Origin of the sequence: Pseudomonas sp. P20 (assembly GCF_016463925.1) — a bacterium.
Taxonomy (GTDB): Bacteria; Pseudomonadota; Gammaproteobacteria; order Pseudomonadales; family Pseudomonadaceae; genus Pseudomonas; species Pseudomonas aeruginosa.
In genome coordinates, this window is sequence record NZ_JAEMVM010000004.1 from 215,332 (window position 1) to 236,835 (window position 21,504).

Annotated in this window: 20 protein-coding genes; 9 read left to right on the forward strand and 11 right to left on the reverse strand. The window is 66.8% G+C overall.

What is annotated here, in order from left to right; all coding sequences use genetic code 11:
• Window position 1: 1 nt before the first annotated feature.
• Together JHD77_RS07160 and ttcA are read right to left on the reverse strand one after the other, a co-directional pair.
• Window positions 2-673 carry a DNA-3-methyladenine glycosylase I gene (locus JHD77_RS07160; protein ID WP_003086605.1) on the reverse strand — a complete coding sequence of 224 codons (672 nt, stop codon included), beginning with the start codon at window positions 671-673 and terminating at the stop codon, window positions 2-4.
• A 46-nt stretch (window positions 674-719) separates the two neighbouring features.
• Window positions 720-1,544, reverse strand: coding sequence for a tRNA 2-thiocytidine(32) synthetase TtcA (gene ttcA, locus JHD77_RS07165; protein ID WP_003082462.1), 825 nt, complete (start codon window positions 1,542-1,544; stop codon window positions 720-722).
• Window positions 1,545-1,646: 102 nt separating this feature from the next.
• On the opposite strand from ttcA, the gene JHD77_RS07170 reads away from it, so the two are divergent.
• From JHD77_RS07170 to JHD77_RS07180, 3 genes are all read left to right on the forward strand, one after another.
• Window positions 1,647-2,240: a DNA-J related domain-containing protein gene (locus JHD77_RS07170; protein WP_003082458.1), complete on the forward strand. Its 594-nt coding sequence runs from the start codon at window positions 1,647-1,649 to the stop codon at window positions 2,238-2,240.
• Window positions 2,241-2,398: 158 nt separating this feature from the next.
• Window positions 2,399-2,998: a Yip1 family protein gene (locus JHD77_RS07175; protein ID WP_003082455.1), complete on the forward strand. Its 600-nt coding sequence runs from the start codon at window positions 2,399-2,401 to the stop codon at window positions 2,996-2,998.
• 167 nt (window positions 2,999-3,165) lie between these two features.
• Window positions 3,166-3,663: a SprT family zinc-dependent metalloprotease gene (locus JHD77_RS07180; protein ID WP_003082453.1), complete on the forward strand. Its 498-nt coding sequence runs from the start codon at window positions 3,166-3,168 to the stop codon at window positions 3,661-3,663.
• A 1-nt stretch (window position 3,664) separates the two neighbouring features.
• On the opposite strand, the gene JHD77_RS07185 is transcribed toward JHD77_RS07180, so the two are convergent.
• The 4 genes from JHD77_RS07185 to JHD77_RS07200 form a co-directional block, all read right to left on the reverse strand.
• Complete coding sequence (locus JHD77_RS07185) at window positions 3,665-4,846, reverse strand: CaiB/BaiF CoA transferase family protein (RefSeq protein ID WP_003082450.1); 1,182 nt, start codon at window positions 4,844-4,846, stop codon at window positions 3,665-3,667.
• 88 nt (window positions 4,847-4,934) lie between these two features.
• Window positions 4,935-6,074 (reverse strand): acyl-CoA dehydrogenase family protein, encoded by a 1,140-nt coding sequence (locus JHD77_RS07190; RefSeq protein WP_003082447.1) that lies wholly within the window; start codon window positions 6,072-6,074, stop codon window positions 4,935-4,937.
• 101 nt (window positions 6,075-6,175) lie between these two features.
• Entirely contained in the window at window positions 6,176-7,195 is a 1,020-nt protein-coding gene (locus JHD77_RS07195) for an LLM class oxidoreductase (RefSeq protein ID WP_003112461.1), read from the reverse strand.
• Window positions 7,192-7,821 (reverse strand): glutathione S-transferase family protein, encoded by a 630-nt coding sequence (locus JHD77_RS07200; RefSeq protein WP_017001463.1) that lies wholly within the window; start codon window positions 7,819-7,821, stop codon window positions 7,192-7,194. The genes JHD77_RS07195 and JHD77_RS07200 overlap by 4 nt, the downstream gene beginning before the upstream one ends.
• A gap of 201 nt (window positions 7,822-8,022) precedes the next feature.
• On the opposite strand from JHD77_RS07200, the gene JHD77_RS07205 reads away from it, so the two are divergent.
• On the forward strand, window positions 8,023-8,913 hold the full coding sequence (locus JHD77_RS07205; protein ID WP_003109209.1) for a LysR substrate-binding domain-containing protein: 891 nt from the start codon (window positions 8,023-8,025) through the stop codon (window positions 8,911-8,913).
• A 74-nt stretch (window positions 8,914-8,987) separates the two neighbouring features.
• Here the strand turns inward: JHD77_RS07205 and dctA are convergent, their stop codons facing one another.
• Entirely contained in the window at window positions 8,988-10,298 is a 1,311-nt protein-coding gene (gene dctA / locus JHD77_RS07210; protein ID WP_003133810.1) for a C4-dicarboxylate transporter DctC, read from the reverse strand.
• Window positions 10,299-10,633: 335 nt separating this feature from the next.
• Between dctA and JHD77_RS07215 the strand changes: the two genes are divergently transcribed.
• Complete coding sequence (locus JHD77_RS07215; protein WP_003106595.1) at window positions 10,634-11,635, forward strand: AraC family transcriptional regulator; 1,002 nt, start codon at window positions 10,634-10,636, stop codon at window positions 11,633-11,635.
• 3 nt (window positions 11,636-11,638) lie between these two features.
• On the opposite strand, the gene JHD77_RS07220 is transcribed toward JHD77_RS07215, so the two are convergent.
• The 4 genes from JHD77_RS07220 to JHD77_RS07235 all read right to left on the reverse strand — a co-directional run bounded on the left by JHD77_RS07220 (window position 11,639) and on the right by JHD77_RS07235 (window position 17,805).
• Window positions 11,639-15,001: a diguanylate cyclase gene (locus JHD77_RS07220; protein WP_003086577.1), complete on the reverse strand. Its 3,363-nt coding sequence runs from the start codon at window positions 14,999-15,001 to the stop codon at window positions 11,639-11,641.
• Between the two features lie 101 nt (window positions 15,002-15,102).
• Window positions 15,103-16,449: a two-component system sensor histidine kinase PhoQ gene (phoQ, locus tag JHD77_RS07225; RefSeq protein ID WP_003082438.1), complete on the reverse strand. Its 1,347-nt coding sequence runs from the start codon at window positions 16,447-16,449 to the stop codon at window positions 15,103-15,105.
• The gene (phoP, locus tag JHD77_RS07230; RefSeq protein ID WP_003082436.1) at window positions 16,446-17,123 is read right to left on the reverse strand and encodes a two-component system response regulator PhoP; all 678 of its coding nucleotides are present in this window, start codon (window positions 17,121-17,123) and stop codon (window positions 16,446-16,448) included. Before phoP ends, phoQ begins: the two co-directional genes overlap by 4 nt.
• Window positions 17,124-17,202: 79 nt before the next feature.
• On the reverse strand, window positions 17,203-17,805 hold the full coding sequence (locus JHD77_RS07235) for an outer membrane protein (protein ID WP_003082431.1): 603 nt from the start codon (window positions 17,803-17,805) through the stop codon (window positions 17,203-17,205).
• A gap of 221 nt (window positions 17,806-18,026) precedes the next feature.
• Here JHD77_RS07235 and napE point away from each other — a divergent pair, with 221 nt between their 5' ends.
• From napE to napA, 4 genes are read left to right on the forward strand one after another with little or no spacing between them, the layout of a single operon-like run.
• Window positions 18,027-18,194: a periplasmic nitrate reductase, NapE protein gene (gene napE / locus JHD77_RS07240; RefSeq protein ID WP_003082429.1), complete on the forward strand. Its 168-nt coding sequence runs from the start codon at window positions 18,027-18,029 to the stop codon at window positions 18,192-18,194.
• A gap of 8 nt (window positions 18,195-18,202) precedes the next feature.
• The gene (gene napF / locus JHD77_RS07245) at window positions 18,203-18,694 is read left to right on the forward strand and encodes a ferredoxin-type protein NapF (protein WP_003159798.1); all 492 of its coding nucleotides are present in this window, start codon (window positions 18,203-18,205) and stop codon (window positions 18,692-18,694) included.
• Window positions 18,687-19,016, forward strand: coding sequence for a chaperone NapD (locus JHD77_RS07250; protein WP_003107633.1), 330 nt, complete (start codon window positions 18,687-18,689; stop codon window positions 19,014-19,016). Before napF ends, JHD77_RS07250 begins: the two co-directional genes overlap by 8 nt.
• Window positions 18,997-21,501 (forward strand): nitrate reductase catalytic subunit NapA, encoded by a 2,505-nt coding sequence (napA, locus tag JHD77_RS07255; protein WP_003107632.1) that lies wholly within the window; start codon window positions 18,997-18,999, stop codon window positions 21,499-21,501. The genes JHD77_RS07250 and napA overlap by 20 nt, the downstream gene beginning before the upstream one ends.
• The last annotated feature ends 3 nt before the right edge of the window (window positions 21,502-21,504 follow it).

Genomic DNA, 21,504 nt, shown 5'->3' on the forward strand with positions numbered 1-21,504 from the left:
CTCAATGATTGACCGTATGTGCCAGCATCACCGACAGCTGGCACAGCGGCCGGCCGCTCTCCTCGCGCCACTGGTTGAAGGCTCCCTGGACGGCCGCTAGGTCCTTGAGGCTGGTGGGCGGCTTGTCGATGATTTCCTGGGCCTTCAGCGCGGCGACCATGTCGTCGCTGGGAATGAAGGTGTCCTTGCCGGCCATCCGCAGGAAACGCGGCGCCGACAAGCCGCCGAGCTGGTTGCCGCGCTTGGACAGCAGCTTCCACAGGCCGACGATGTCGGTTTCCGGCCAATCCGCGAGGAAGTTGCCGAAGCTGCCATGCTCGCGGGCCAGGTCGAGCACCATCTGCGCATTGCGCGGCACGCTCTTGAGCTTGCCCAGGTGGCGGATCAGGCGGGCGTCCTGCATCAGCCGCTCGAGATGCTCGGCGCTCATGAGCACGACCTTCTGCGGATCGAAGCCGAAGAACACTTCCTCGAAGGCTGGCCACTTGGCGTCCACCAGGCTGTGCTTGAGGCCGGCGCGGAAGATCCGCAGGCTGATCAGCGACAGGTAGCGGTCGTCACCCACCGCGCGCAGCTCGGCGGCGCTCTTCGGCTGCGGCAGGCGCGCTTCCAGCGCCTCCCTGGAGCCGAAGCGGTTCAGGCAGTATTCGTACATCCAGGCGTAGTCGCGCATCGGGAATCCTTGCAGACCGGAGAGAAGAACTGACCCGCGGCGCGGCTCAGAGGTTCATCACGTCGAGGAAGCGCGGCGTGGCGTTCTCGTCGATGCGCAGGTTGGCGAAGTCGAACAGGTTGCGGTCGGCCAGTTGCGACGGCACCACGTTCTGCAGGGCGCGGAACATGATCTCGGTACGCCCCGGCGATTTGCGTTCCCATTCCAACAGCATTTCCTTGACCACCTGGCGCTGCAGGTTCTCCTGCGAACCGCAGAGGTTGCAGGGGATGATCGGGAACTCCTTGAGCTGGGAATAGGCCTCGATGTCCTTCTCGCTGCAATAGGCCAGCGGCCGGATCACCACGTTGCGCCCGTCGTCGGCCAGCAGCTTCGGCGGCATGGCCTTCAGGGTGCCGCCGTAGAACATGTTGAGGAAGAAGGTCTCGAGGATGTCGTCGCGATGGTGACCGAGGGCCATCTTGGTCGCGCCGATCTCGTCGGCGAAGGTGTACAGCGTGCCACGGCGCAGGCGCGAGCACAGCGAGCAGGTGGTCTTGCCTTCCGGGATCTTCTCCTTGACCACCGAGTAGGTGTCCTTCTCGACGATGTGGTACTCCACGCCGATCGACTTCAGGTACTCCGGCAGGACGTGCTCGGGAAAACCGGGCTGCTTCTGGTCCATGTTCACCGCGACGATCTCGAAGCGGATCGGCGCGACCTTCTGCAGGTAGAGCAGGATGTCGAGCATGGTGTAGCTGTCCTTGCCGCCGGACAGGCAGACCATGACCTTGTCGCCATCCTCGATCATGTTGAAGTCGGTGATGGCCTCGCCGGCCAGGCGGCGCAGGCGCTTCTGCAGTTTGTTCTGATTGACCGAAAGGGTGCCCATGGTGCTCTGGAATCCGGGTGTTCGAGGAGAAAAGCTGGCTATTTTACGCACAAAGCGACGCCGACCCCAGCCCCTCCCGACGCCCGATGCTAGTCTTGTCCCATGACTCCCGACCTCGACCACCGCCTCGACCTCGCCGGGCAGATCCTCTGCCTGCTGCGCGAGCATCCCGAGGGGCTTTCCGAATACCAGTTGATCCAGCTGCTGAAGGCCCGCCATTCGACGCATATCCCCCATCGCGAACTGGCCGACAAGCTGGTGCTGTTCCGCACCCATTTCCTCCTGTTCAACGCGCTCTACCACCTGCGCGACCACCTCTGGGCCGAGCGCGAGGCGCACCTGGAGATCAGCCCGCTGAGCCTGCGCCTGCATCCTTACGTGGATGGCACGCAGGCGCTGGAACAGGGCGATCCGCTGCGCGACTACTACCTCGACCTGCGTCACCTGGGGGAGACCAGCGAGGCCGACGTCGAGCGGCTGCTGCAGAGTTTCTGGACGCGCATGCAGGGCAGCGAGGAGAAGGCTGCCGCCCTCGCCCTGTTCGAGCTGGAGGGCGCGGTCGACTATCCCGCCATCAAGCTGCGCTACCGGCAACTGGTCAGCCAGCACCATCCCGACCGCGGCGGCAGCACTGCGCGCCTGCAATCGATCAACAAGGCGATGGAAATACTGCAACGCTATTACAGCCGGCCGTGAAGCTTCGATTTGCTCTAAACCCGCGAGCGACGCGGGCTCGGGCCGTTCCTATACTGCGACATAAGGTCGCATAGGTCGGCCGAGCACCGGGTGGCGCTGTCCATGCGCGCCCGGCGCTTCGCTGGGGGGCGACCACATAAGAACGAGGAGGAAACGGCATGATCCATCATGTATGGGGGCTCTTCACCCATCCCGATCAGGAATGGCAGGAAATCCGTGGCGAAGAAGAAAGCATCAGCCACATGTACCTGACCCACATCCTGATCCTGGCTGCCATTCCGGCGATTTCCGCCTATATCGGCACGACCCAGGTCGGCTGGGTGGTCGGCGGCGGCGATCCGGTCAAGTTGACCCAGGCCAGCGCGTTGCAGATGACGGTCCTCACCTACCTGGCGATGCTCGCCGGGGTGGCGGTGATGGGCGCGTTCATCCACTGGATGGCGCGGACCTACGACGCCAACCCGAGCCTGACCCAGTGCATCGTGTTCGCCGCCTACAACGCCACGCCGCTGTTCATCGCCGGGCTGGCGGCGCTGTATCCGCACCTCTGGCTGGGAATGATCGTCGGGGTGGCGGCGATCAGCTACACGGTCTACTTGCTCTACGTGGGGATTCCCACCTTCATGAACATCCACAAGGACGAAGGCTTCCTGTTCTCCAGCTCGGTGCTGGCGGTGGGCCTGGTGGTGCTGGTGGCGATGATCGCCCTGTCGGTGATCCTCTGGGGCAGCGGGGTCGGCCCGGAATACACCAGCTGACGTCCAGCGAACGCATCGTACGACCGGGCCGCGGGCAACCGCCGCCCGGTTTTTTCTTGCCCGCCGCCGCGCTTGCCTGATCCTGCACCCCGGACGAGCGGTCGTCCCGACGCCTGCGCCCGCCCTCCTGTCTCCGGCATAATCGCCCGCTGCTGGAGTCTTCCCGAATGCCCGAACACCTCAACGCCCGCGTCGAGGCCTGCTATCGGCAGGCCGAACACTTCTTCCAACGCAGCTTCCCCCGCCCGACCGTCAGCTTCCGCCTGCGCGGCCAGAAAGCCGGGGTCGCCCATCTCGACGAGAACCTGCTGCGCTTCAATCCCCAGCTGTACCGCGAGAACCGCGAGCACTTCCTGGAACAGACCGTGGCCCACGAAGTCGCGCACCTGATCGCGCACCAGTTGTTCGGCCCGCGCATCCGCCCCCACGGCGAGGAGTGGCAGTTGATCATGCGCGGCATCTACGGCCTGCCGCCGGACCGCTGCCACACCTACGCGGTCAAGCGCCGCGCCACCACCCGCTACCTGTACCGCTGCCATTGCCCGGAGCACAACGACTTCCCGTTCTCCCCGCAACGCCACACCCTGGTGGCCAAGGGGCGCCGCTACTACTGCCGGCGCTGCAAGGCGACCCTGGTGTTCACCGGCGAAGTGCTCCGCGAGTGATTCAGGCGATGGCCCCGGCCGCCTTCAGCTCGGCGATCCGTTCGGCGGAGTAGCCCAGGCCTTCGAGCACCGCCACGGTGTCGGCGCCGAGCGCCGCGCCGATGTGGCGAGGCGCCGGCAGGCCGGCGGAAAACTTGATCGGACAGGCCATCTGCGCCTGGCTGCCGCCGTCCGCCAGCGGCACCCGGGCGACCAGCCCGCGCGCCTGCAACTGCGGGTGTTCCAGCGCCTCGGAGAGCGGCAGCAGCGGCTCCACGCAGGCATCCAGGGCGGCGAACACCGCCTGCCATTCGGCGAAGTCGCGTTTCTCGAACTCCATCTCGATCTCGCGCTTCAGCGCCCGCTGCTCTTCCGGCTTCGGCGACAGGCCGCGGGCGGCCAGTTCCGGGCGGCCGATGGCGGCGCAGAACTGCTGCATGAACTGCGGTTCCAGGCTGCCCACCGAGAACCAGCGGCCATCGCGGGTGCGGTAGTAGTCGTAGAAGCTGCCGCCGTTCAGCGCCAGCGCCTCCATCTCCGGCTCGACCCCGGCCGCGAGATAGCCTGCACCGGCCATGCCGTTCAGGCTGAAGGCGCAGTCGGTCATGCTGATGTCGACGAACTGCCCCTCGCCGGTCTGCTGCCGGTGGATGACCGCCGCCAGCAGGCCCATCACGCCATGCAACGAACCGCCGGCGAGGTCCGCCAGTTGCACCCCCAGCGGCAACGGGCCACGCTCGCGGCGCCCGGTGTAGCTGGCGACGCCGGCCAGCGCCAGGTAGTTGATGTCATGCCCGGCGCGCTCGCGGTACGGCCCGGTCTGGCCGTAGCCGGTGATGGCCACGTAGATCAGCCGCGGGTTCGCCGCCTTCAGCGCCTCGTAGCCGACGCCGAGCTTGTCCATCACCCCCGGACGGAACTGTTCGAGGACGATGTCGTATTCGCGTACCAGCTCCAGCACCACCTCGCGCGCGCCCTGCCGCTTCAGGTCGAGGCCGATGGAACGCTTGTTGCGGTTCAGGTAGGCATGGCTGGCCGAGGTGCCGTCGACGTGCGGCGGCAGCACCCGCACCAGGTCCATGCGCCCGGGCGACTCCACGCGCAGCACGTCCGCCCCCATGTCGGCCAGCAGCAGCGAGGCGAACGGCCCCGGCAACAGGGTCGAGAAATCCAGCACTTTCAACGATGACAACGGGCCTTTCATGCTCCCTCCTCTGGGTCGCCGGGCATTGGTCGGGATCGCCTGCCGAGCAGCCTATCCACCCGCCGCGCGGCGCGACATGGCCGTGGCGTCAGAGCTTCATGCCGCGGCTGATGATCTCTTTCATGATCTCCGAGGTACCGGCGAAGATCCGCTGGATGCGGGCGTTGGCGTACATCCTGCAGATCGGATACTCCCACATGTAGCCCCAGCCGCCATGCAGTTGCACGCCTTCGTCGACCACCTTGCCCAGCAGCTCGGTGGTGAACAGCTTGGCTTCGGCGGCGACCTCGGGGGACAGCTTCTTCTGGTTGTGGTCCATCACGCAGCGGTCGGTGAAGACCTGCGCCACGTCGATCTGGGTACGCATTTCGGCGAGCTTGAAGCGGGTGTTCTGGAAGTGCGCCACCGGCCGGCCGAAGGCCTGGCGCTCCTTCACGTAGTCGATGGTCGCCTGCAACGCCGCCTCGGCCCCGGCCACCGCGCCGCAGGCGTTGGTCAGGCGCTCCTGGGCGAGCATGTTCATCAGGTAGAAGAAGCCGCCCTTGGCGTCGCCCAGCAGGTTTTCCTTCGGCACCCGCACATTGTTGAAGAACAGCTCGGCGGTGTCCTGGCTCTTCATGCCGAGCTTCTTCAGGTTGCGCCCGCGCTCGAAGCCTTGCATGCCGCGCTCCACCAGGAACAGGCCCATGGCGTGCTTGTTCGCCGGATCGGTCTTCGCCGCGACGATCACCAGGTCGGCCAGCAGGCCGTTGGAGATGAACACCTTGGAGCCGTTGAGCAGCCAGTGGTCGCCCTTGTCCACCGCGGTGCTGCGCATGCCGGCCAGGTCGGAGCCGGCGGACGGCTCGGTCATGGCCACGGCGAGGATGGTCTCGCCACGGACGATCCCCGGCAACAGGCGGGCCTTCTGCTCGGCGCTACCGTATTCGGCGATGTACGGCCCGCACAACGCCGAGTGCAGCGGGATCATGAAGCCCGGCTCGTTGATCCGCGCCAGCTCCTCGCACATGATCTGCTCGTAGCGGAAGTCCTTGAGCCCGGCGCCACCGTACTCCTCGTCCGCCCAGGGCAGCAGGAAGCCCATCTCCCCCGCCTTCCTCCAGACAGCGCGGTCGACCACCCCGGCCTCTTCCCAGGCATCCTGGTGCGGTACCACCTCTTTGTCGAGAAAGGCGCGGAAGGCATCGCGGAACAGGTTGTGTTCGGTCTCGAAGATCTGCCGTTGCATGTACGGGGACTCCCTGCGGTCAGTGGTTCCGCAGGGTAGGCGGCGCCGGCCGGCGCCCTCAATGACGCGAGCGCTCAGGCTCGGTTGACCGAATCGGTCAGCTACCAGTCCATGCTCGCCGGCTGCACGCCCGGGTGGGACGGGAACAACGGCAGCACCTCCTCGGCCAGTTCCTGGATGACTTCCGCTGCCGGCCTGGCGGCGAACTGGATGCCCAGGGCGGCATGGTTGACGCCCGCCGCGCGCCATTCGCCGAGCAGCTCGATCAGGCCGTTGCGCCCGGTGCGCAGGACGTAGCCGCCGTGCAACGGCGTACGCGGATACGCCGGGTCGTCCACCAGGTCCAGCCATTCGTTGGTCATGTGCGGGCGGAACCCGCCGTCCGCGATGGACATCCTCCAGGCGCGGATCTTCCGGGCCAGGCGACGTGGTCCGGACGCATCGACAGTCGACTCCGGATAGGTCAGCCAGCCATCCGCCTGGCGTGCCAGCCAGTCCGCCGGCTGCCGCGCGGAGCCGGTGACGACCAGCGGGATGGCGCCGGCCGGCGGACGCGGCAACAGTTCGGCGTCGTCCAGCGTACCGAGCGGCGAGGCGACGTGCCGGCAGCCGTGCAGCAGTTGGCGCAGGTAGTCCAGGCCCTGGGCGAACCGCTCGCCGCGCTGCGCATGCTCCAACCCGTAGGCGGGGAACTCCACCGGCCGGTCGCCGGAGGCGAGGCCCAGCACCAGGCGTCCGCCGGACAACCGGTCGACGCTCGCCGCGGCCTTGGCCAGGTCGACCGGTTGGCGCAGGGCAAGCACCGCGCTGCCGGTGGCCAGGGCGATACGGCGGGTCCGCGCGGCCAGATAGCCAAGGTAGGTGAACGGGTCGAACACTTGTCCGGCATCGCCGAAGCGTGGGTCGAACAGCGGTACGTCGCGTACCCAGACGGCGGCGAATCCCAGTCGATCGATTTCTTCGACCAACCGCGCCTGGCCCAGCAGCACCCGCATGTCGCCCTGGTAGAAACGCAACGGCAGGAACAGGCCCAGGGTCAGCGCGTCTGCGGCGAACATGCGCCGATAGCCAGGGTGCCCGACGAAGGCCGGCGCCGAGGCGCCTTGCAGCAGGGCGCTCATGGACCCACCGCCGGTTCCGGCAGGAGGATCCCGCGCTGCACCGCAGGCCGCAGGGCCATGCGCCGGTGCCAGTTGTCCAGGTGGCGATAATGGCTGAAGTCGAAGTCGACGATCCGCGCCGTATGGGTCCAGCCGAAGGTGGCGATATCGGCGATGGAGTATTGCTCACCGGCCAGCCAGGGCCGTCCGGCCAGGCGCTGGTCGAGGGTGGCGAAAACCTCCTCGGAGAGCCGCCGATAGCGTTCGATGGCCGGCGGGTACCGCTCTTCGGCGAAGATCTCGAAATGCACGCGCTGGCCGAGGATGGGGCCCATGCTGGAAGCATGGAAAGTCAGCCAGGTCAGGGCCTCCCAGCGTTCCCGGGGGGCGTCGGGAAGCAACCGCCCGCTGGTCTCCGCCAGGTACTGCAGGATCGCCGCCGACTCGAACAGGGTGATGCCGGCGGCCCGGTCTACCAGCACCGGTATCCGGCCATGTGGATTCAGGCGCAGGAATTCCGGGCGGCGTTGCTCGCCATGGTCGATGCGAACGTGGTGCAGTGCGTAGGGCAGCCCCAGTTCCTCGAGGGCGATGGTGATCTTGAATCCGTTGGGTGAACTGTCGCTGTAGAGCTGGAGGGAAGGCATGGCAAGTATCCTTGCAGCGCTGGACTATCCGGCGCCTGGGCGATGGGGGCGGCGCCGACCGGGGAAACCGCCTCGGCCGCTTCCCGCACACCGAAGAAAGCAGCTAGGCTAAAGTCTCTCGTTTCGCCACACATGCTGAAGCCCAGGTCGGCGGATGAAAAACGATCCTTTCTACAACCTGTTTATAGAAAAACTGAATTCATGGGTGCCGTCCTCCCGCTCCTCGCGCTACGCGCTTTCGTCGAAACCGCCCGCCATGGCAATCTCACCCGCGCGGCCGCGGCCATGGGCGTCACTCCCGGCGCGGTAAGCCAGCAGCTCAGGGCTCTGCAGGCGCGCACCGGCGTCGTCCTGTTCCAGCGCTTCAGCCATGGCATGCGCCTGACGCCGGAGGGCGAGCAGGTCTATCCCGGCCTCCGCCAGGCCTTCGAGCAGATCACCGCGAGCCTTGCCCAGCTGGAGGCGATCAATGCCCGCCAGACCCTCACGGTCAGCACCGAGCCCTCCTTCGCCGCCACATGGCTGGTGCCGCGCCTCGGTCAATTCAGCGCGTCGCACCCGCAGGTGGAAGTCCGCGTGGAGGCTACGGCACTGCTCGCCGACCTGCGCCGGGAACGAATCGACGTCGCCATCCGCCACGGGCTCGGCGACTACCCCGGACTCGACGTGCAGGCGCTGATGGCCCCGCCGCTGATCCCGGTGGCCAGCCCGCGCCTGCTGGCGGAAGGCCCTGAGATCCGCGAAGCGATCGATTGCCTGGCCTACCCGCTGTTGCAGGAGTCGGAGCGCAATGACTGGCGCCTGTGGCTGCGGGCGATGGGGGTGGAGGACGACCCGCGCAGCGAGAGAGGTCCGGCTTTCGCCGACGACCTGCTGCTGGTTCGCGCCGCCGAGGCCGGCCAGGGTATCGCGCTGGTACGGGAGATCCATGCCCGCGCCGAGATCGCCAGCGGCCGCCTGGCGGTCGCCCTCGAGCGGCCCTGGCCGAGCCGCTTCGCCTATTACGCGGTGAGCCTGCCAGGAGCGGCGCAACGAGCGCCCCTCTCGCTGTTCCTCGCCTGGCTGCGCGAGCAGGCCGCCGCCGAGGCATAAAAAAACCCGCCACGAGGGCGGGTTCGAAGGGCGGCAGGGAGCTCTTCACTTCCCCCTGCCGAACAGGTTTGAGCTTAGACCGCTTCGCGGCCGCCCACCGGAATATCGCTGGCAGGCGACGAAGCGTTGCCCTCGCCGGCCAGTTCGCGCTGCAAGGTGCCCTCGTCGAGCTGCTTGCACCACTTGGAAACCACTACCGTGGCCACGCCGTTGCCGACCAGGTTGGTCAGCGCGCGGGCTTCGGACATGAAGCGGTCGATGCCGAGGATCAGCGCCAGGCCGGCGACCGGCAGGTGGCCGACGGCGGAAAGGGTCGCGGCGAGCACGATGAAGCCGCTGCCGGTGACGCCGGCGGCGCCCTTGGAAGCGATCAGCAGCACCAGCAGCAGGGTGATCTGGTGGGTGATGTCCATCGGCGTATCGGTGGCCTGGGCGATGAACACCGCGGCCATGGTCAGGTAGATCGAGGTGCCGTCGAGGTTGAAGGAGTAACCGGTGGGAATCACCAGGCCGACCACCGACTTGTTGCAGCCGAGCTTCTCCATCTTGTCGATCATCCGCGGCAGGGCCGACTCGGAAGACGAGGTGCCCAGCACGATCAGCAGTTCCTCGCGGATGTACTTGATGAAGCGCAGGATGCTGAAGCCGTGGGCGCGGGCGATGCCGCCGAGGACGATGAGCACGAACAGGATGCAGGTGATGTAGAAGCACAGCATCAGTTGGCCGAGCTGCACCAGCGAACCCACGCCGTAGGCGCCGATGGTGAAGGCCATGGCGCCGAACGCGCCGATCGGGGCGACCTTCATGATCACGTTGATGATGTTGAACATCACGTGGGAGACGCGCTCGATGAACTCGAACACCGGCTTGCCGTAGCTGCCCAGGCGATGCAGGGCGTAGCCGAAGAGCACGGAGAAGAACAGGACCTGGAGGATGTCGCCGTTGGCGAACGCGCCTACCACGGTGCCGGGGATCACGTTCATCAGGAAGTCGACAGTGCTCTGCTTCTCGCCGGCAGCGGCGTAGGCAGCGATCTTGCTGGTGTCGAGGGTGTTCGGGTCGACGTGCATGCCGGCGCCCGGCTGGACCACGTTGACCACTACCAGGCCGATGATCAGGGCCACGGTGGAGACGACCTCGAAGTACAGCAGCGCCATGCCGCCGGTCTTGCCGACCGACTTCATGCTCTGCATGCCGGCGATGCCGGTGACCACGGTGCAGAAGATGATCGGCGCGATGGCCATCTTGATCAGTTTGACGAAGCCGTCGCCGAACGGCTTCATCGCCACCGCCGTTTCCGGGTACCAGTGGCCGAGCGCGATACCGATGGCGATGGCGACCAGAACCTGCACGTACAGGCTCTTGTAGAAGGGTTGTTTGGTCATGGGCAGAGTCCTCACGGGGGCGCTTCGCCAGTTCCCTGGAACGCGCTCACCGGTAGCGTTACCCCCCTTGCTGGGGAGATTTTTTGTCGTGAACCGCCGCGGCGGAACCTTGCCCAGGCATTGCAGAGGCTGTGCCAGGATGCTCTTTCTCTAAATAAAATCCTTATATATCAACAAGTTAAATAAAAAATGAAAATTGCATAGCGGGCTAAGCGTGGCGGATTACCGCCCGGCGGGCCGGCTGTGCCGCGCGAGCATGGCGGGAGTCCGCCACCACCCTTGTCGTCTTCCGGGTGGCGCCCTACCATCGCCGTTCCAACAACAAGGACGCCGCCATGCGTGAGCGCACCATCGCCAGCCATTTCGTCCGCGCCGCGTTGCGCGGGGCCACGCGCCAAGGCCTGGACGGCCCCGCCCTGCTGCGTCGCGCCGGCATCCAGCCGGCCCTGCTGGACGAACCGCGGGCACGCATCGCGCCGGAGCAGTTCACCCGCCTGATGCAGTTGCTCTGGGAAGTGCTGGACGACGAATACATGGGCTTCGGCGAAGTCCGCAGCAAGCGCGGCACCTTCGCCATGATGTGCCACACCCTGATTCATTGCCGGACCCTGGAAAAGGCCCTGCAGCGCGGCGAACTGTTCTACGGCCTGTTCCCCCAGGCGCCGCTGATCCACCTGCGGCGCGACGGCGACCTGGTGCGCCTGAGCCTCGAGGAACGCCACCTGTCGGACCCGGATCACTTTCTCGCCGAAAGCCTGCTGGTGATCTGGCACCGCCTCGCCAGTTGGCTGATCGGCCAGCGCATCCGCCTGGAGGAAGCCACCTTCAGCTACCCGGCGCCGGACCACCAGGCCGAGTACGACCTACTGTTTCCCTGCCCCCGGCGGTTTTCCGCCGGCTGCACCAGCCTGCTGTTCGCCGCCCGCTACCTGGGCATGCCGCTGCTGCAGGACGAACGCACCCTCAAGCAGTTCCTCCAGCACTCTCCCGCCGACCTGCTGGCGCGCCCGGACGGCGGCGACAGCCTGACCAGCCAGATCCGCCGCCTGCTCGGCCGCGACTGCCGGCGCTGGCCGGACCTCGACCAGGTCGCCCGCCAACTGCACATGAGTTCGCAGACCCTGCGACGCCACCTGCGCGAGGAAGGCGGCAGCTTCCAGCAACTCAAGGACCACCTGCGGCGCGACCTGGCGATCTACCACCTGGGTCGGGACGAGCTGTCGATCCAGGACATCGCCGAGCAGCTCGGCTTTTCCGAGCCCTCGGCCTTCCATCGCGCGTTCAAGAAGTGGACCGGCCTCACCCCCGGCGCGTACCGGCACCAGGCGGAAGCCTGAAGCTCAGCCCAACTCCTGGCGACGAAGCCCGCTGCGCAGTTGGTCGAGCACCGTGGCGAACGGCTGCGGCCGCCCGACCGCGTAGCCCTGGGCGAAATCCACCCCGAGGCGCGCCAGGTGATCGAGGATTTCCCGGCTCTCGACGAACTCGGCCACAGTCACCGCGCCCAGGCGGTGGGCGATCTGGTTGATGGAGTCGACGATGGCCTGGTCCACCGGGCTCTTGTCCAGGTTGCGGACGAAGCTGCCGTCGATCTTGATCACGTCGACGACGAAATTCTTCAGGTAATTGAAGGAACTCAGGCCGGAGCCGAAGTCGTCCAGCGCCACCTTGCAGCCGAGGTCGCGCAGCTTGGCGACGATCCGCGAAGCCACCGACAACTGGTTCATCAACGCCGTCTCGGTCAGCTCGAAGTACAGGCGCTCCGGCCTCAGCGGCGAGTGTTCGATGCGATCCAGCAGGTAAGGCAGGAACAGCGGGTCGTTGAGCGAGTTGCCGGACAGGTTGATGCCGATGCTCAGGCCCTCCACCGCGGCGATCCGCGCGCCGAAGTTGATCAGCGCCTCGTTGATCACCCAGCGGTCGATGCTGGCCATCAGGTTGAAGCGCTCGGCGGCCGGGATGAAGGCGCCCGGCGGAGTCATCTGGCCATCCGGATCGTACAGTCGCAGCAGCAGCTCGTAGTGCCGGTCGCCGTCGCGGCGGGGGCCGACCGGGACGATCTCCTGCGCCTGCAACTGGAAGCGGTCGTTCTCCAGGGCCTCGCGCAGCCCGCTGGCGAGGAGTATGTCGCGGTGCTGGCGCTCCACTTCCTCATGGCCGAACTGGTACACCGAAACCCGGTTGCGCCCGGCATGCTTGGCCGCGTAGCAGGCCACGTCGGCCTGGCTCATCAGTTCGCTGGTGCTGCGCGAGGTGGCGGTAAGGGCGGTGATACCGATGCTCGCGCCCACGTCGTAGAGCCGCCCTTCCCAGGGGAAGCGCACCGAGCAGATCTGCTCGATGAGCTTGCTCGCCACCTGCTCCGCCTCCGCCAGGTCGCAATCGAACAGCAGCAGGCCGAACTCATCGCCGCCCAGCCGCGCCAGGGTGTCGGAGGCGCGGGTGCGGTCGGCGAGAATCCGGCTCAGCTCGCGCAGCAGCATGTCGCCCGCCGCGTGCCCGGCGGAATCGTTGACCACCTTGAAGCGGTCGAGGTCGATGAAGCACAGCGCATGCTGGGTCGCCCGCTCCTGGGCGTTGGCCAGGGCGCGTTGCAGCTCCTCCTCGAACTTGGTGCGGTTGAACAGCCCGGTGAGGGCATCGTGGGAGGCGTGATAGCTCAGCTCGCGCTGCATCGCCCGGGCCTTGGTGACGTTCTGGAACACCAGCACGGTGCCGATGATCTCGCCATCGCGGGTGCGCACCGGCGCCGCGCAATTCTGGATATCGTGCTGCTCGCCCTTGCGGCTGATCAGCGTGGCGCCGTCCTCCAGGTAGAACACCCGGGTGTTCTGCAGGCAGCGTCGCACCGGGCTTTCCAGGGCCTCGCCGGTGTCGCTGTCGAGCACGTTGAAGACCAGTTCGTGGGGCGCGCCGATGGCGTCCTGCAAGGTCCAGCCGGTCATCGCCTCGGCCACCGGGTTCATGAAGGTCACGCGGCCGCCGGCGTCGGTGGTCAACACGGCATCGCCTATGGAATACAGGGTCACCTGCAGGCGTTCCTTTTCCTCGTGCAGGGTTTCCGCCAGGGTGCGGATCTCGGTGATGTCGCTGTTGATGCCGATCATCCGCACCGGACGGTTGTCCTCGTCGCGCGTCAGCGTGGCGATCGCCCGCAGGTGGCGAACCTCGCGGTTGGGGCGGACGATACGGAACTCGCAGTCGAATTTCTGCAACCCGCTGACGGCGCGCTCCAGCTCGCGCAGCACGCGGTCGTGATCCTCGGCATGCAGGCTCGCCTTCCACTGCTCCACCGTGGTCTCCCCGGGACCGCTGCGGATGCCGTACAGGTCGAACATGCGGAAATCCCAGTGCAGGCGGTTGCGCGCCAGGTCCCACTCCCAGATGCCGATCTGCCCGGCGTCGGTGGCCAGCTTGATCCGTTCGGCGAGGCGCTCGCGCTCCAGCTCGGCACGCTTGCGACTGTCGATATCCTCCACCTGGGTGACGAAGTACTGGGCGACTCCCTCCTCGTCGCGCACCAGCGACACGCTGATGCGCGCCCAGAAGGTTTCGCCGTCCTGGCGCAGGTAGCGCTTCTCCATCTGGTAGGAGTTGATACGCCCGGCGAGCAGGTCGCGCACCAGGTCGAGGTCCAGTTCCAGGTCGTCCACATAGGTGATCTCCTGGAACGACAGCTCGCCCAGGCGTTCGGCGGAATAGCCGAGCATCCGGCACAGCGCCTCGTTGACCTTGAACAGCCGCCCCTCCAGCGACACCAGGGCCATGCCGATCGCCGAGAATTCCATGGCGCCGCGGAACTGCGCCTCGCCGATGGCCACCTGATGCTGCTCGCGGCGGCTGCGCTCCATGATCACCGAGACCAGGAAGGCGGGAATGAGGGTCAAGGCCATCGGCAGGTACAGCAGCGGCTCGCCGAAACGTTGCTGGGACGACTCGGGGACGAACACGCCGAGGGCGATCAGCACGGCGATGAAACAGGTGTTCAGGCAACCGATCAGCGCGGTACCGAACACGCTGGTGCTGGCGGCGGCCACCAGCAGCGGCAGGAGCACGTAGATGAAGGCGTAGGGCAGGCGCGTCAGGGCCACGAAGCTGATCACCAGGGTCACCAGCAGGAGCATCGCGTTGTCCACTCCCGCCCGCCCCGACAGAGCGTGACGCCAGGCCGCCAGGTTGCTGGCCATGCACAATGGCAGCAGCGCGAGCATGCCCATCGCATCGCCCACGTACCAGCGCGCCCACATTTCCGGGAAACGCCCCATGCCGAAGACGCTGACCAGCACCGCGCCCACCGAGGCGCCGAGCAAGGGCGGGATCAGCGCGCCGGCCCAGAGCACGCGAACCGCCGAATGCAGGTTGAATTCGAAGTCCTCGCGCACCCGGTTGATGCGTAACAGCATCGCGGCGAAGATCGCTTCGCTCAGGTTGGCCGGCAGGAACGCCGCGCTCATCCACAGGCTGTCGCCATACAGGCGGTTGGCCGCCAGGTTGGCCACGGCGGAGCAGAGCAGGATCGCCGGCCACTGGCGCAGCGGCGCGCGCAGCAGGGCGGCGGTGAGGATCGCGTTGGGCAGCCAGATCGCCGCGATGGTGGCGGGCTGGCGCGACAGGTAGATGCAGGCCAGGGCGGCGAGAAAGAACAGCACACCGGCCTGGATGCCCGCCCACAAGCCCCTGTCGTCGGTTTTGCCACTGAACATCCGCTCGAATCCCCGGTACCTGCGTCAAAGGAACTGCGCCAGCCGAACAGACTTCAGCGTAGCGCGGAAACACCTCAGACGTAGGTAACGGCCGCCAAGTCTCAGACTGTAGCGAAACGTATGCGGAAGCAGGCGCCGCCCAGCTCGGAATCGTCCAGGCTCAGTTCGCCGTCGTAGCTCTCGATGATGTCCAGCGCCACGGCCAGGCCGATGCCCTGCCCCGGGTGCTGGGTATCGGCGCGCTCGCCGCGGCGGATGATTCGTGCGCGCTGTTCGGCAGGCACTCCGGGACCGTCGTCCTCGACCCACAGCTCCGAGTAACCCGGCCCCAGCCGGGCGCCCACGCGGACCCGGCCCAGGCACAGGCGATAGGCGTTCTCCAGCAGGTTGCCGAGCAGTTCCAGCAGCGCGCCGCGCTCCACCGGCACGCTGAAGGACGGCGAGAAGTCCCGCTGCAGGCTTACCCGCTTGTCGCGATAGACCTTGTCCAGCGCGTCGCACAGGGTCTCCACCAGCGGCGCCAGTTGCTCGCGATGGCGTACCAGGCCGCTCTTGCGCAGGCTGGCGCGCTGCAACTGATAGCCTATCTGCTGGCTCATGCGCTCGATCTGGCCCTGTAGCACCCGCACCTGCTCGCGGTTGCCGGGCTCCTCGGCGAGCTGGTCGCCGACCCCCTGCAAGACCGCCAGCGGCGTCTTCAGACTGTGCGCCAGGTCGCCGAGGGAGTGGCGGTAGCGCTCGCGCTGCTTGTGCTCGCTGCGCAACAGGCGGTTCAGCGAGTGGGTCAGGCGCAGCAGCTCGCGCGGATGCTCCTCGCTCAGGCTCTCGCGCTCGCCGGATTCGATCTGGTCCAGCTCGGAACTCAACCCGCGCATCGCCCGGAAGCCCCAGGTCAGACCCAGCCAGAGCAGCCCGAGCAAGACCAGCAGGGCGCCGCCGAGCCACAGGTAGAGCTGCTCGCGGAACCCCTTGAGCAGGCTCTCGAACTCGCTGACCGATTGCATGGTGACGATGCTGTAGGCCGCCTGCTTGCCGCGCAGCAGGTCGATCTCGACGTCGAACACGAAGAACTCCTCGCCCTTCGCATCGCGGGTGGTGTGGAATTCGTTGCCGCGGCCGTCGTAGCGCGGCGTGTAGTTGATCGACTCGTCGGCCGCCGAGGTGGAGCGCCAGAGCAGATCGCCATTCTGGTCGTAGATATAGCCGAGGACCTTGGCCTCCGGCAGGTTGAACTCCTCCACCGGCAGGTGCTCGGGCATCACCAGGCGGCCCTTCTCCACCCGCGCCGCCGAGACCAGGGTCGCCACGTCGGCGGCCAGGCGCTGCTCGATGGTGTTCTCCAGGGCGATGCCGAAGGCCCGCTGCAGGGCCGGCAGCAGCGCCAGCATGAACAGCACCGCCAGGGCGGCGGCGCCGAGCATCAGGCGGATGCGCAGGGAACGGATCACCGGCAGCGCTCGGTGAACAGGTAGCCCTGGCCGCGCACCGTATCGATCGGCTTGAAGCCGCCGCAGGCCTCCAGCTTGCGCCGCAGGCGGCCGACCAGCACCTCGATGACGTTGGCGTCGCGCTCCTCGTCGTCGGGATAGAGCTGTTCCATCAGGCGTTCCTTGGCCACCACCTGCTGGTGATGCCGCATGAGGTATTCGAGGATGCGGTATTCGTAGGCGGTCAGCGCCACCGGTTGCTCCTCGACCAGCGCCTGCTTGCGGTTCAGGTCGAGGACCAGGGGACCGGCCTCGATGGTCGACTGGACGAACCCCGAGGAGCGTCGCAGCAACGCGTTCAGGCGCGCTTCCAGTTCCTCGAACTGGAACGGCTTGACCACGTAGTCGTCGGCCCCGGCGGCCAGGCCTTCGACCTTGTCCTGCCAGTTGCCGCGGGCGGTGAGGATCAGGATCGGGAAGGACTTGCCCTGCGAACGCAGCTCGCGGATCAGGTCCAGGCCGCTCATGCCCGGCAGGCCGAGGTCGATCACCGCCAGGTCGTGGTGGTATTCGCTGACCCGGTAGAGGGCTTCCTCGGCATCCGGTACCGCGTCCACCACGTGCCCCTGTTCACCCAGGCGGGTATAGAGGTGGTGGCGCAACAGCGCCTCGTCTTCCACTACCAGCAGTTTCATGAGGTTCCTCCGGATGAGATGCGGCCGGACCTTCCGGCCCGGCCATCGAAGCATGCCCTCGCGGGCGCTGCGCGGTCATTTAGAACTTGTAGTTGGCGCCCAGGTAGAATTGCGAGCTGCTGTGCAGGTCCAGGGAGCCCAGCTTGTTGCCGCCATGCGGGGTCATCTCGGTGCTGGCGTTGGTGCGCAGGTAACGATAGCCGCCTTCGATCGAGGCATTCTTGCTCAGCTCCTGCAGGATACCGGCCTGCAGCCCGGCAGCGTAGCCGACATCGCTGTCGCGCTTGAAGCCCTTGCCGTCCTGTTCCAGCTTGACCAGGCCGAGGGTGGCACCGCCGAACAGCTTGGTGTTGTTGTCGCCGATCGGCAGGAAGGCGTCGTAGCTGCCGAGCAGGTTCTGCTGGCGCAGCTTGTTGCCGCTGCTGGTGTCGGAGATGTTCTCGTAGGTCGCGTAGTAGCGGCCCTGCTCGAACTGCTGGCCGGCGCGGATGCCCCAGGTGCCGGTGTTGTCGATCACCTTGTCGAGGTTCGGGCTGTTCAGGTTGCGGTTCAGCGACTTGGATTTCTGGATGTTGTTGCTGGTCTCGCCCCAGGTCAGGCCGACGAAGTTGTCGGCGGCCTGGACGCCGGCGGCGGAACCCAGCAGGGCGGTGGCGATGAAGAGAGTCTTGAGTGCTTTCATGGTGTTTCTCCGTTCTGCGAGAGTCGTGTCGTTCACGGCTTGCAGAGTACGGACAGGGTACTGAACCGCCCCTGAACGCTTGCTGAACCCGGGCTGAACGACTCGCGTTTGCCGGCGAACGCTCTGTTTCCAGGCTGCCGCGCGCCGGCTCGGCGAGGTTTTTGCCCGTACTGCAAGTAGGGTCTAGGCTTTCTACAGTCGCCTGCACAGAGGCTGGGCCAATGAACGAACAACCCGACCAGGGACGCGTCAAGGGCATGGAAGCCAGGCTCTTCCTGTTTCTCGTGATCTGCCTGTTCCCGCTGCTGTCCGTCGCACTGGTCGGCGGCTTCGGTTTCTGCGTCTGGATGTACCAGCTACTGGCCGGCCCGCCCGGGCCGCCGGCCTGAGGTCGGGTATGAGCAGTCGCCGAGAGCTGTTCCGCCGCCTCGGCGGGCACCCGCCGACGCGTCGCCCGCCGTGGACCGCCGCCGACTTCGCCGCAGGCTGCACAGGCTGCGCCGCCTGCGTCGAGGCCTGCCCGGAAGGCGTGCTGAAGCTCGGCGCCGGTCGGCTCGTCGAACTCGACCTCTCCAGCGCCGGCTGCACGCTGTGCGGGGAATGCGCCAGCCGCTGCGAGGCCGGCCTGTTCGATGGCGCGCGCCCGGCCTTCCCCTGGATCGCCACGATCGGCGAAGCCTGCCTGGCCCTGGCCGGGATCCACTGCCGCAGTTGCCAGGACGCCTGCGAACCCGCCGCGATCCGCTTCCGCCCGGGCCCCGGCGGCGTCGCCCTGGCCGAGCTGGACAGCCAACGCTGCAACGGCTGCGGCGCCTGCCTGGCGCCCTGTCCGAGCCAGGCCATCCAACTGCGCGCGCTATCCACCAAGGAGTCTCCACGACATGCCTGAAGCCCTGCAGATCGCCAGCCTCATCCTGCATTGCCGGCCCGAGCGACTGCCAGCGGTGAAGGCCAACCTGGCGCTGCTCGACGGCCTGGAGATCTACCAGGAAAGCCCGCAGGGCAAGCTGATCCTGGTGCTGGAAGCCGAACGCGAAGAACAGATTCTCGACACCCTGGGCCAGTTGCAGAACCTGCCAGGAGTGCTCAACGCCGTGCTGGTCTACCACGAGACCCTGCACGACGACGATAGCAACGACGCGGCGGCCATGACCGACCGCGCGATACCGTGTTCGCCCGAGGAGACAATCGATGAACCTCACCCGTCGTGAATTCGCCAAGGCCAACGCCGCCGCCATCGCCGCGGCGGCGGCCGGCCTGCCGATCCTGGTCCGCGCCAGCAACCTGGTGACCGAGGCGGACGTCACCAGTCTGGTCTGGAACAAGGCCCCCTGCCGCTTCTGCGGCACCGGTTGCAGCGTGATGGTCGCCACCCGCGACGGCCAGGTGGTGGCCACCCATGGCGACATCAAGGCCGAGGTCAACCGCGGGATCAACTGCGTGAAGGGCTACTTCCTGTCGAAGATCATGTACGGCAGCGACCGCCTGACCCGCCCGCTGCTGCGCATGAAGGACGGCAAGTTCGACAAGCAGGGCGAGTTCCAGCCGATCAGTTGGGAACAGGCCTTCGACATCATGGCCGAGAAGTTCAAGGCCGCGCTCAAGGCCAAGGGACCGGAGTCGGTCGGCATGTTCGGCTCCGGCCAGTGGACGGTCTGGGAAGGCTATGCGGCGAACAAGCTGTTCAAGGCCGGCCTGCGCAGCAACAACATCGACCCCAACGCCCGCCACTGCATGGCCTCGGCGGTGATGGGCTTCATGCGCAGCTTCGGCATGGACGAGCCGATGGGCTGCTACGACGACATCGAGGCCACCGACAGCTTCGTCCTCTGGGGCTCGAACATGGCCGAGATGCACCCGGTGCTCTGGTCGCGGGTCACCGACCGCCGGCTCAGCGCGCCGCAGGTCAAGGTCGCGGTGCTGTCCACCTTCGAGCACCGCAGCTTCGAGCTGGCCGACCTGCCCATGGTGTTCAAGCCGCAGACCGACCTGATCATCCTCAACTACATCGCCAACCACATCATCGAGAGCGGCGCGGTGAACCGCGACTTCGTCGAGCGCCACGTGCGCTTCGCCCATGGCGCCGAGGACATCGGCTACGGCCTGCGCCCGGACGACCCGCTGGAGAAGAAGGCGAAGAACGCCGACAAGGCCAACACCTGGAGCGACATCGACTTCAAGGCCTTCGCCGAGTTCGTCAAGCCCTATACCCTGGAGCGTACCGCGCGCGAAAGCGGCGTGCCGGCCGAGCGCCTGAAGGCCCTCGCCGAACTCTACGCCGACCCCAAGCGCAAGGTGGTGTCGTTCTGGACCATGGGCTTCAACCAGCACACCCGCGGGGTCTGGGCGAACAACCTGATCTACAACATCCACCTGCTCACCGGGAAGATCAGCGAACCGGGCAACAGCCCCTTCTCGCTCACCGGCCAGCCCTCGGCCTGCGGCACCGCGCGCGAGGTCGGCACCTTCTCCCACCGGCTCCCCGCCGACCTGGTGGTGACCAACCCGAAGCACCGGGAAACCGCGGAGAAGATCTGGAAGGTGCCGGCCGGGACCATCCAGGAGAAGGTCGGCTTCCACGCCGTGCAGCAGAGCCGGATGCTCAAGGACGGCGTGCTCAACGTCTACTGGACCCAGGTCAGCAACAACATGCAGGCCGGTCCCAACGTGATGCAGGAAGTGCTGCCCGGCTGGCGCAACCCGGACAACTTCGTGATCGTCTCCGACGTCTACCCCACCGTCTCGGCCCAGGCCGCCGACCTGATCCTGCCCAGCGCCATGTGGGTGGAGAAGGAAGGCGCCTTCGGCAATGCCGAGCGCCGCACGCAGTTCTGGCACCAGTTGGTGAAGGCACCGGGCGAGGCGAAGTCCGACCTCTGGCAGTTGGTGGAATTCTCCAAGCGCTTCACCACCGACGAGGTCTGGCCCGCGGAACTGCTGGCGAAGGCCCCCGAGCTGAAGGGCAAGACCCTCTACGACGTGCTGTTCCGCAACGGCCAGGTCGACCGCTTCCCGGCCAGCGACCTGGCCAAGGGCTACGCCAACGACGAGGTCGACGCATTCGGCTTCTATATCCAGAAGGGTCTGTTCGAGGAATACGCCGCCTTCGGTCGCGGCCACGGCCACGACCTCGCCCCCTTCGACGCCTACCACGAGGCGCGCGGCCTGCGCTGGCCGGTGGTGGACGGCAAGGAGACCCGCTGGCGCTACCGCGAAGGCTACGACCCCTACGTGAGCAAGGGCAGCGGCGTGCAGTTCTATGGCTATCCGGACAAGAAGGCGATCGTCTTCGCCCTGCCCTACGAGCCGCCGGCCGAGGCGCCGGACCAGGACTACCCGTTCTGGCTCGCCACCGGCCGGGTGCTCGAACACTGGCACACCGGGAGCATGACCGCGCGGGTCCCGGAGCTGTACAAGGCGGTGCCCGACGCGCTGGTCTACATGCACCCGGAGGATGCGCGCCAGCTCAAGCTGCGCCGCGGCAGCGAGGTCAAGGTGGTGAGCCGGCGCGGCGAGATCCGCGCGCGGGTCGAGACCCGCGGGCGCAACAAGCCGCCCCAGGGGCTGGTGTTCGTGCCGTTCTTCGACGCCAACAAGCTGATCAACAAGGTCACCCTGGACGCCACCGACCCGATTTCCAAGCAGACCGACTACAAGAAGTGCGCCGTTCGCATCGAACTGCTCAACCTGGCCTGAGGA